General features: G+C 36.4%; 12 protein-coding genes. 3 read left to right on the top strand and 9 right to left on the bottom strand.

The window, feature by feature from the left end:
- Positions 1-47 precede the first annotated feature (47 nt).
- Positions 48-1,334 (top strand): NupC/NupG family nucleoside CNT transporter, encoded by a 1,287-nt coding sequence (locus BW935_RS15325; protein WP_076502668.1) that lies wholly within the window; start codon positions 48-50, stop codon positions 1,332-1,334.
- A gap of 79 nt (positions 1,335-1,413) precedes the next feature.
- On the opposite strand, the gene BW935_RS15330 is transcribed toward BW935_RS15325, so the two are convergent.
- Positions 1,414-1,851, bottom strand: coding sequence for a peptidylprolyl isomerase (locus tag BW935_RS15330; RefSeq protein ID WP_076502669.1), 438 nt, complete (start codon positions 1,849-1,851; stop codon positions 1,414-1,416).
- A 127-nt stretch (positions 1,852-1,978) separates the two neighbouring features.
- A complete protein-coding gene (gene pckA, locus BW935_RS15335) occupies positions 1,979-3,580 on the bottom strand; it encodes a phosphoenolpyruvate carboxykinase (ATP) (protein ID WP_076502691.1) in 1,602 nt (533 codons plus the stop codon).
- Positions 3,581-3,960: 380 nt separating this feature from the next.
- Between pckA and BW935_RS15340 the strand changes: the two genes are divergently transcribed.
- Complete coding sequence (locus BW935_RS15340; protein ID WP_394333613.1) at positions 3,961-5,460, top strand: peptide MFS transporter; 1,500 nt, start codon at positions 3,961-3,963, stop codon at positions 5,458-5,460.
- Between the two features lie 53 nt (positions 5,461-5,513).
- Here BW935_RS15340 and BW935_RS18475 read toward each other — a convergent pair whose 3' ends face one another.
- The 6 genes from BW935_RS18475 to BW935_RS15365 all read right to left on the bottom strand — a co-directional run bounded on the left by BW935_RS18475 (position 5,514) and on the right by BW935_RS15365 (position 8,068).
- A complete protein-coding gene (locus BW935_RS18475) occupies positions 5,514-5,669 on the bottom strand; it encodes a hypothetical protein (protein WP_175606679.1) in 156 nt (51 codons plus the stop codon).
- A gap of 123 nt (positions 5,670-5,792) precedes the next feature.
- Positions 5,793-5,993: a hypothetical protein gene (locus BW935_RS15345; RefSeq protein WP_076502671.1), complete on the bottom strand. Its 201-nt coding sequence runs from the start codon at positions 5,991-5,993 to the stop codon at positions 5,793-5,795.
- A 71-nt stretch (positions 5,994-6,064) separates the two neighbouring features.
- The gene (locus BW935_RS15350) at positions 6,065-6,562 is read right to left on the bottom strand and encodes a hypothetical protein (protein WP_076502672.1); all 498 of its coding nucleotides are present in this window, start codon (positions 6,560-6,562) and stop codon (positions 6,065-6,067) included.
- Between the two features lie 138 nt (positions 6,563-6,700).
- Positions 6,701-7,057, bottom strand: coding sequence for a response regulator (locus BW935_RS15355; RefSeq protein WP_076502673.1), 357 nt, complete (start codon positions 7,055-7,057; stop codon positions 6,701-6,703).
- Between the two features lie 108 nt (positions 7,058-7,165).
- Entirely contained in the window at positions 7,166-7,477 is a 312-nt protein-coding gene (locus BW935_RS15360; protein WP_076502674.1) for an Mpo1-like protein, read from the bottom strand.
- A 27-nt stretch (positions 7,478-7,504) separates the two neighbouring features.
- Complete coding sequence (locus BW935_RS15365) at positions 7,505-8,068, bottom strand: DUF4136 domain-containing protein (protein WP_076502675.1); 564 nt, start codon at positions 8,066-8,068, stop codon at positions 7,505-7,507.
- A 99-nt stretch (positions 8,069-8,167) separates the two neighbouring features.
- On the opposite strand from BW935_RS15365, the gene BW935_RS15370 reads away from it, so the two are divergent.
- Positions 8,168-9,067, top strand: coding sequence for a DUF3078 domain-containing protein (locus BW935_RS15370; protein ID WP_076502676.1), 900 nt, complete (start codon positions 8,168-8,170; stop codon positions 9,065-9,067).
- A gap of 165 nt (positions 9,068-9,232) precedes the next feature.
- Here BW935_RS15370 and BW935_RS15375 read toward each other — a convergent pair whose 3' ends face one another.
- On the bottom strand, positions 9,233-10,069 hold the full coding sequence (locus BW935_RS15375) for a universal stress protein (protein ID WP_076502677.1): 837 nt from the start codon (positions 10,067-10,069) through the stop codon (positions 9,233-9,235).
- Positions 10,070-10,777 lie beyond the last annotated feature (708 nt).

Here is a 10,777-nt window from a genome sequence, read left to right on the forward strand (position 1 = left end):
CGGTTATTTCAATCATAATTAGTTAACCTAGCCCAAAGCTTGTTTGAATGGATTATTTCAGAGGACTTATTGGAATTATAGTTTTATTGCTTGTAGCATTTATTTTTTCAGCAAATAAAAAGAAAATTGACTGGAGATTAGTTGGTATAGGAGTCGTGCTTCAAGCTGTTTTTGGTTACTTAATTACAAAAGTTGATTTTGTAGCCAATATCTTTGCAACAGTCAGTAGGGGGTTTGTAAAGTTTTTGTCTTTCTCTGAAGCTGGGGCCACATTTATATTTGGAGATTTAGCTACAAATTCATTTGGTTTTATTTTTGCCTTTCAAGTACTCCCAACTATCATATTTTTCTCGACAGTTTCAGCTGGCCTATACTACCTTGGAATTTTGCAAAAAGTGGTATTTGTCATCGCTTGGGTCATGTCAAGAACCATGCGATTGTCAGGAGCTGAATCTTTATCGGCTGCTGGTAATATTTTCTTAGGGCAGACGGAAGCACCGCTTTTGGTTAGACCATTTATCCCAACCATGTCGAAGTCCGAATTGATGTGTCTGATGACAGGTGGTATGGCAACTATAGCAGGAGGTGTATTGGCAGGTTATGTGGCCTTTTTGGGAGGAGATAGTTTGGAAGAGCAAAGCCGATTCGCTGCATATCTATTGGGCGCAAGCATCATGAATGCCCCCGCTGCAATCGTCATGTCCAAAATCATGATCCCTGAGGTACAAAAAGAAAATATCAATGATAAGCTAGAAGTCAATCAGGAGAACATGGGGGTCAACTTGATTGACGCCATGTCTATTGGGGCCTCAGAGGGATTGAAGCTGGCATTGAATGTAGGTGGCATGTTACTAGCTTTTATCGCGGTGATAGCAGCCTTGAATTTTATATTGTCAGGATTAATAGGAGAGTGGACTGGTTTAAATGCATTTGTGCTTTCTTCTACTGATGGTCAATTTTCAGGTTTTTCTTTAGAGTATATTCTTGGTCAAGTCTTTCGTATTTTTGCCTGGGTGATAGGAGTGGAGTGGAGCGAAACATTGGCGGTGGGCTCACTTTTAGGCCAAAAGACTGTAATTAATGAATTTGTTGCTTACTTGAGTCTAGCAGATTTGAAAGCGGCAGATAACCTTTCTCCCAAATCTATTGTAATAGCTACTTATGCTTTGTGTGGTTTCTCAAACTTCAGCTCCATAGCTATTCAAGTGGGAGGTATAGGAAGTATTGCTCCCAATCAGCAAGGTAATCTCTCTAAATTGGGCATGCAGGCACTCTTTGCTGCTACTTTGGCATGTATGATGACCGCTACAATTGCAGGAGCTTTGTTTGGCTAATTTATTTCAGAAATCAATATCATTCAAAACAAAAAAGACCTTTTAAAAGGTCTTTTTTGTTTTTTACAGTGTCTTAAGCTTAGGCTTCGTTAATTACAATTTTTTCGATTTTGTCGCCAGCTCTGATATCATCAATCACATCTAAACCTTCAACTACTTTCCCAAAACATGTATGATTTCTATCTAGATGGCTGGTGTTGTTTCTACTGTGACAGATAAAAAACTGCGATCCTCCAGTATTTCTTCCGGCGTGAGCCATAGACAATACCCCTCTATCATGGTATTGATTATCTCCATTAAGTTCACAATCGATTTTGTAGCCAGGGCCTCCTGTACCTGTCCCGTTAGGACATCCTCCTTGAATGACAAAATCAGGAATTACCCTGTGGAAGGTTAATCCATCATAGAAACCTTTTTTAGATAAAGTGATGAAGTTCTCGACTGTTTTTGGTGCATCATTTTCGTAGAATTCTACTTTCATGATGCCTTTTTCGGTATGTATCTCTGCTGTTTTCATTTTAATGATTTGTTTCGACAAAAATAGTAAAACTTTGAATCTATGGTTGAAGATTTAGACTTAATCAAACAAAAAGGAGTGCCGAAGCACTCCTTTATTTGGGCTTATATTTAAAAGGGCCAATTGATTATAGGTTTGGAGATCCTGCTAGGATATCTTCAGTAGCAAAATCTTTGTACTTCTCAAAGTTAGCAATAAAAGCTGCTCCGAGTTCTCTTGCTTTTTTATCATACGCTTCTTTATCATCCCAAGTTGCTCTAGGGCTCAATACTTCGTCTGGAACGTTTGGACAAGACTCTGGAATACCTACGCCAAATACACTATGCTTTCTAAACCCAACATTGTCGAGCCTTCCTTCCAAAGCAGCAGTTATCATCGCTCTTGTATATTTAAGCTTCATTCTAGAGCCAATACCATAAGGCCCTCCTGTCCAGCCAGTATTGATCAACCATACATTGACTTGGTGCTTTTCCATTTTTTCACCAAACAATTCTGCATACTTGGTAGGGTGAAGCGGCAAGAAAGCAGCTCCAAAACAAGCAGAGAAGGTAGTCTTTGGCTCAGTAACGCCGACTTCAGTACCAGCTACTTTGGCCGTGTAGCCAGAGATGAAGTGATACATTGCTTGGCTTTTGTTTAATTTAGATATAGGAGGTATTACACCAAACGCATCCGCTGTTAAGAAGAATATGTTTTTAGGAATTCCAGCCAATGATGGTTCAATGGCATTTTTGATATGGTGAATAGGGTAGGCTGTTCTGGTGTTCTCAGTAACCGTATTATTGGTATAGTCAACAGTTCTACTGCCTTCGTAGAACCTGGTATTTTCTACGATGGCTCCAAATTTAATAGCATCCCAAATTTCAGGTTCTTTTTCTCTAGTCAGATCAATTACCTTGGCATAACAACCACCTTCAAAGTTGAAAATGGATGTTTCATTCCAACCATGTTCGTCATCTCCGATTAAGCCTCTATTAGGGTCTGCAGATAAAGTGGTCTTGCCTGTTCCAGATAAGCCGAAGAAAATAGCGGTATCTCCATCTTGCCCAACATTAGCAGAGCAATGCATAGAAAGCACACCTTTTTCGTGAGGAAGGATAAAGTTGAGTACTGAGAAAATTCCTTTTTTCATTTCACCTGCATAGGCTGTCCCACCTATCAAAATCATCCTCTTGCTGAGATTAATGATAGCAAAGTTCTTTTGTCTAGTACCATCTACCTCTGGATCAGCTTCAAATTCTGGAGCACAAATGATCGTAAAGTCTGACTCAAAGTTTTTTAGCTCTTCACTAGTTGGTCGCAAGAACATGTTGTAGCAAAATAGGTTTTGCCATGCTAGCGTATTCACAACTTTGAGGTTTAACCTATAATTGGGATCTGCTCCAGCATAAGCTTCTCTGACATATAGTTTCTTGTCAGTCAAAAATTTCACCATTTTTTGATGAAGCGCATCAAATTTTTCTTCTTCAAAAGGAATGTTGATGTCTCCCCACCAAACGCTATCGGCTGTTTTAGCATCTTTTACTACAAACCGATCTTTTGGTGATCTACCAGTGAATGCACCAGTATCAGCCATCAGAGCCCCAGTGTCTGTGAGCACAGCTTCATTGTTGAAAAGTGCATGTTCTACCAATTCAGCAGGAGTCAGGTTCCACATAACTTCTGCGGTGTTGTTGATGCCTAGTTCAGACAAGCTTTTATTAGCTGACTTGAGCTCTAGATCTTGCATATTCATGATGTTTTATTTGGGTTATTTTCGAAGCCCAAAGATATGGAATAAAGAATTGTCATTTTACTAAAAAGTGCCTTTTTTTTGCCATTCAATCGATTTCGGAACATAAAAGGAGGTAATTATATATAGCTGGTTTAGCAAGTGTTTATTTGGTGTGATTTTCAACTTTCTTGATTAAAAATCCTTAAATAGCTCAAGTATAAAACAATAGTGAAGGGCTATCAGAATTTAAAAAAATCTCTTATCATTGTAGCTCTTATGTTTTAATTCACCTTAAAAATTCTGATAAATTGGAAAAACTTCCTAACGATGCATTGAAGTCCGTCGGTGAGGACATCTTAGATGGACCTACCATATTTGGACATCCTAAAGGTTTGATGACTTTATTTTTCACTGAAATGTGGGAAAGATTCAGTTATTATGGAATGCGAGCTTTGTTAATTCTATTTATGACCACTCCGGTTATAAGTGGTGGATTAGGATTTGATGACCGGACAAGTGGCGCCATTTATGGCCTCTATACCATGGGTGTATATCTATTGGCACTACCAGGGGGGTGGTTTGCAGACCGGCTGTTTGGTTTGAAGCAATCTGTATGGTATGGTGGAATCATTATTACGATTGGACACTTTACCATGGCACTCCCAGGACTGTTGGAGTTGTTTTCTGAATCTTCTGTAGCTACCACTGAGCTATCTGCTTGGGATATCAATTCATTTTTTTTAGGATTAGTATTGATCGTTATTGGGACTGGTTTATTGAAACCCAATATCAGCTCTATTGTAGGTCAACTTTATCCTGCTGGAAGTAGTAAGCGAGATGCTGGTTTTTCTATATTTTATATGGGAATCAATATTGGGGCATTTATAGCACCGATTGCATGCTCGACTTTAGCGGTATACAATTGGCATTTAGGCTTTGGATTAGCAGGGCTAGGGATGTTGATTGGATTAGTGCAATATAAGTTGACTGGTCATTATTTAGATGGAAAAGGAGAAGCAATTGCTGTCAATACACCCGACGAAGAAAAGTCAAGAACTTCGCTGATTAAATATTCGGGTGTTGCCGTTACTTTAGCTGCAATTGTGGTTTTGTTGATGTTTATGGGTGTGATTAGCATCAATGCATTTGAAATCGCAAATTTGGCCTATAAAATTATTGGAGTAATTACGCTTTTGTATTTTGGATATGTTTTTCTTTTTGGTGGATTGAATGCAGATGAAAAAAAGAAAACCTTAGCCATAGTAATTATAATATTGTTCTCAGCTTTGTTTTGGTCGGGATTTGAACAAGCAGGTTCTACGCTGAATTTATTTGCTGAAAGGTTTACCGATAGAACATTTTTGAATTGGGAGATCCCTACAGGTTATTTCCAATCTATCAATTCCATGTTTATCATTTTATTTGCACCCTTCTTTGGTGCGATGTGGGTATGGTTGGGAAGAAGGAATTTGGAGCCTAGTTCGCCATTGAAGTTTACATTTGGGTTATTGCTTCTTGGTTTAGGCTTTTTGGTCATGTTTTTTGCAGCAAAAATTGCTGCTTCAGGTGAACTTGCCGCCCCAACTTGGTTGGTTTTCACATATTTACTACACACCTTTGGTGAATTGAGTTTGAGTCCTGTTGGATTGAGTTTGACTACCAAGTTAGCCCCAGAAAAATATCAAGGACAGATGATGGGGATGTGGTTTATCTCTGTTGCGCTAGGTAATTTGATTGCAGGATTGATCGCAGGTGAAGTGAGTGGTGGAAGTGAAGATGCACTGCAAGCCATGCCTGGACAATATATGATGATCGTGTCTATTGCTCTTGGTGCTGGATTATTATTATTTGCCATTAGTAAACCTATTAGGAAGCTGATGGGTGATGTGCATTAAATAAAAGAGGCTCCGATGTAGGAGCCTTTTTTATGTAATATCTTTTTGAAGGATTAATGTTCTTCTTTTTCTTCAGAATCTTTTTTGAACAAAGTGCTTCTTACATCCATTGCAGAAAGGCCTGCTCCCAAACCAATCAAAATACAAACGATTAACAAGAACAGTTGCGCACCTGAGGCTATAGGGGAGTTGAAAATTTGTAGTAGCATATTATATAAGATTATAGATTAGATCTGTTGAATTCTTGCGCAAGATAATACACAGAAGCAACTCGTCAAAGAAGTAAATAAAAAAAGCAGAACCTGAGGAGGCTCTGCTTTAATGTTTTAAGATTAATCAATTTCATCATCGAAATCTTCGTCGAAATCATCGTCGTCGAAGTCGTCGTCATCGTCGAAATCCAAAATGCCGTCGTCTATCAATTCACTGTCTTCATCTAGGTCATAAACCTCGTCCTGAAACTCCTCAGCAAACTCGTCATCATCATCTTCGAAATCTTCGAAATCATCAAATTCATCTTCAAAATCGTCCATAGTCTGATATTGATTAGTGACTCAAATATATTAATTGGATTGGTAATCACTAAATACAGCAAAATTTTTATTTATGCCAATACCCTTACTTTATTATTTTTTTTATCAGAATAATTATCCTTGATTTCCAGACTTATATTTTCTTGTTCCAGCCATTGATTTTCAAGAATCTTAGTCCAAACTTCCAAATAATAGACCACATCTTCTTTGTTGTTTTTAACAAGTTTATGACGGCGTTCGATTGGGATTTCTTTAAGCACAATAGGAGAAGAGAGTTTTTCCAAATGAGCCAAATCATCAATTGTCAGGCCCGCTTGTACCAATTTGTCAATCACTAGGTCCATGGGTACTCCACTGCTAGGGCAATAATCTATCAATTGCTCGTTCCAATCACCATGTCTCTGCATGGCATATTGGTGAATTTCTGCTTTTGTGAATTGTGTTATTTCTTGTGCAAGGTTGCCACAATTGCAAGCCCCCATGTGACCCCATTGATAAGGAGCCCCGTTTTTCAGTTTCTCTATCGTTCTTCTAAAAGCCTGAATCAATTTTAAACTCGGTCTAGCCATAAATCTTATCTAGTATTTTAATCTTAATTACATAACAAACAATTTACAAGTAGGTTTGGACAAAATCCAAAAAGATAGAGCACTGTAATAAAATTGATTATGAATGCGCGAGAAATAAAAAAACGGGCTCGAGGCCCGTTAATTAAAAATAGTTTTAATATACTTTTTTATCAAAGGTTTTGATAAGTATTGTTTGACCAGTTGATAGTTATTTGCTTTGTTGATATCTCTTTCATCCACTGAGCTACTTAAGATATAGACTTCTGGCTGATAGTCAGAGGGCTCAAATTCTTCTAGAAAGTCCCAACCTGTCATTTCTGGCATGTTGAGATCTAGAAACAAGTAATTAGGATGGATATTTGAAATATCCTTTAGGGCATCAGTTGCACTTTGGAATTTGAAAATTCTGCAAGGAACTTTGATGTTTTTTGAAATCAACTTTTCCGTAACGAAAGTGCTGATTGGGTCGTCGTCTATAAGTACTATCTTAAGCATTGAAGTGCAGAATAGTTGTGTTGAAATACATAAATATTGATACAAAAATACATCAATACTTTTGATATTCAATACACTTCTTAAGAATTTTTTTTAAAATCAAGTTAATTAGGGATTAATTTTCTGTTTTTTGGTCAAAATCTCGTAAAAAAGGATAAAATCTGAGGCTAAACTGTAAAAAGGATACTTAAAAGTAGCTGGTTTATTTTTTTCAAAGAAATAGTGACCCACCCAAGCAAATCCGTATCCAACCAAGGGGATGGTAGCCAAATACCAAAACCTACTGAGAAAAATGCTCACAATAAAAATGATTAGTACAAGCCCTGTTCCAATGAAATGTAACAGCCTACTTGTTGGGTTTTGATGCTCTTGAAGGTAGTATGGATAAAATTCTTTGAGGGAGTTGATTCGCTTTTCCATTTAAAGGGTCATTTAGACAGGTTGATTTTAATTTTGATTCATATGCTGATCATAAGCTTTGACAATTTTATCTACTGATTTTATAAGCTTTTTATTTTTGGTTTTGATAGTAGATGCTTCCGAAACCGCAGTTAAACGCATCAACATTTTATCTTGCTTCGGATCAATAAAATCAATTATGAGTTGAATCAATTCATAATTTCTAGTTGATACCATGTTCTGTCTACCCATAAATCTAGGATCATACATCCAAGGATCCCATACACGCATCCCCCACATTGGAAACTGATTTTGAAAAACTTCTTTTTGTCGGGGATCTTCATTCGAACTGAATTTGATAACCACATCAGGCGTATCTCGGTCATAATATAGACCTAGATCCTTCATTTTAATTTCTATTTCATTGATAATTTTTTCATTGATCAATTCATCTTCGACTCCTTTTAGGTTGATTTCTTTGTTAACTATCACGAAGGACCTATTTTCTTTGTAGGGCCTCAATTCGACATTTTCCTTAAAAAGCTCAATAGAACTACAAGAGATACTTATAATTAGGATGGATAGAATTAGAGCAGTTTGATGAAATTTCATGCTTATGCGTTTTAATCGAAACGTATTTTTTTGATTAAGTATATAAATTTTACAATTTTGAAATTGTTTGATATTAATGTTTACTTTAAATATAACCAAATGAAAAATCTATTTACATTTTGCTTCTTCTTATTTATTATTTCTCAAACATTTGGTCAGGATATAGATTCTCTGAACATTGATTCCAAGAAAGATACGACCTATTGGGACTCTGAGTTCAGTGCAGGTTTGAATTTTAATCAAGCTGCCTTTAGTGGCAATTGGAAGGCGGGTGGTGTTAATTCAGTCGCTTTTGGGTCAATTGTCTCAGGAAAAGCAAATTATGCCAAAGGTAAGTTGAGTTGGGATAATCAGTTAGAGTTAATTTATGGTATTGTAAAAAATGAAGGCCAACAATTAAGAAAATCAAACGATAGAATTTTCTTTGATTCCAAAGTTGGTTATAAAGCAGGAAAAAATTGGTCGTATTTTGGATCAATAAATTTCTTGACGCAGTTTACTGATGGTTTTGAGTTCGGCCCAGATGATCAGCGCACCTTGATTTCGGGGTTTTTATCACCAGCTTTTTTGACTTCTGGTATTGGTATGGAGTACAAGCCTAACAAGGACTTTGCATTGCGTATAGCGCCTTTTTCACCTAGGTTTACTTTCGTGACTGACCCTACAATCATCCAGAATGTACCTAGTAACTATGGTGTGCCTGAGGGTCAAACCGTACGAACAGAATGGTTAGCCTTGCAGCTTTTTGCTACTTACAATAAAGATATCACAGATAATCTTTCCATCAGATCTAGATATCAGATGTTTGCTAATTATGAAACATTGGCATTTAGAACCATTGACCATAGATTAGATGTGACCTTGATTGCAAAAATTACCCGATTTGTTGATGTGACTTTTACAAGTATCAATGTCTATGATCTTGACATGGATCCTGGAATTCAATACTCTCAGGCACTTGCACTAGGTATTTTGTATAAGGTGAATAACAAAAAGTAGGTATTTGTACACCTTTTTTGTAAATAATTTTGAATATTATTTTTATATAGTATTTTTGTTTCAATTGTGGTAGTTAAATAATAGTTGGTTTAGTTTTCATATAAAGAGCAGGAGAATTTCTCCTGCTTTTTTACTTTTAACAAAACCTATTTTAATCATTATTTTTTAAAAAGTATTTTTTCTCAAACTGATCACAGGAATATCGATCATAGCGATCAAATTTTCCGTGACACTTGGTGAGAAATATTGGAGTAAATCTGATTTACCAAATGTAATTACGGCAACGGCATCGGCTTGGGTCTTTTTGGCGAATTGTATAATTCCTCGTTCTTCTCGAAAAGCATCTACAATATTAATTTCATGATTGTAAGCTGCAAATTCATCTAAAAATGACTGTCCGATTTTTAAGATGTCGTTTGTCTCTACAAAATGATCTGGCGTATTGACGTATAGTACCTTTAATTCTGCCTTTAGCAATTCAGCAAAGTTTTCAATTTGTGCAAAGGATTTACCTGTCTCTTCTCTGAAATTAGTAGCGATTACCAAAGTATCTATACGGCTATGCTCAAACCCTTCTTTAATGACTATGACAGGTACATTGGTTCTTCTAAGCATGGAGTAAGTATTAGAGCCTAGCATGTGCTCTTTGAAGCCATAAGTTCCGTGAGAACCCATCACTACCATATCAACTTTTTCTGATGCTACATACTTATTGATTCTTTCAGCTCCATTGGAGTAGACAAGTAGTTTGTTGGCCGATATACCCATTGCTTGAGCTCTTTCCACAAGGTCTTTAAGATTTGCCTTGGCAGCGTTGATTTCACTTTTTTTATCCGGGAATAAGTTTTCTTGTTCAGGTGTGAGTTTGGCCCATACAATGGGAGTGATGATGATGTGCATGAATAGAACCTCTGCATCTATTTTCTTTGCAAGGGCAATACCATATTTTTCAGCTGCTTTGGCACAGCTTGAGAAGTCAGTTGGAATCAGGATCTTTTTCATATGTTTGAGGGTTTTATAATGGTTAATGCTCAAATATAAATGGTATTTATTTGTATATCAGTGAGATAGGTTAGTTCAAAAAATGATAAAAGTCAGTTAGGGACGGCTGGGAATGGAAAAAAATAATCCCACTAGTATCAGATACTAGTGGGATTATGTACACCCGGAAGGATTCGAACCCTTCTTGTAAATCTTTGATTATCAATATATTGTTTTTGCTATTTCAATATACTCCACGAATGACGCGTTGTTTGTTGAACGTCTGAGATAAAGTTAATTATTATACAAAATAAAAGCAAAGAAAATCAATATAATTTAGTGATCTAGGTAGTAAGATGGCTTACCCGTGAAAACTACTTTAGTTCGTTCTTAAAGTCCTCACCTATATTACATTAGAGCAATTTAAAATTATATTGATACCTATTAATCAAACAAAACTAACTTCACTACCAAGTTTAGGATGATATGAAGGGTTATAAGTGATTAATTTCTTTCTTACCAATTCTTTCATGCATTTGTAATAAGTACCAAGAGACTTTACCTGTGAATGCTTCATGATTTTCCTTCGTGAAATTCTGAAGCATTCACTTCCTCCCCTGCGAAAATGGTGTTTAAATCTATTAAAAGTAGCAAGTAATAGATTTAGAAAAAAATTGACTAACCGCTTTCTTCAAAATAGTATTTGTTAAGTTAAAGGAAAAAGAAATC

This window comes from Belliella pelovolcani, assembly GCF_900156785.1.
Taxonomy (GTDB): Bacteria; Bacteroidota; Bacteroidia; order Cytophagales; family Cyclobacteriaceae; genus Belliella; species Belliella pelovolcani.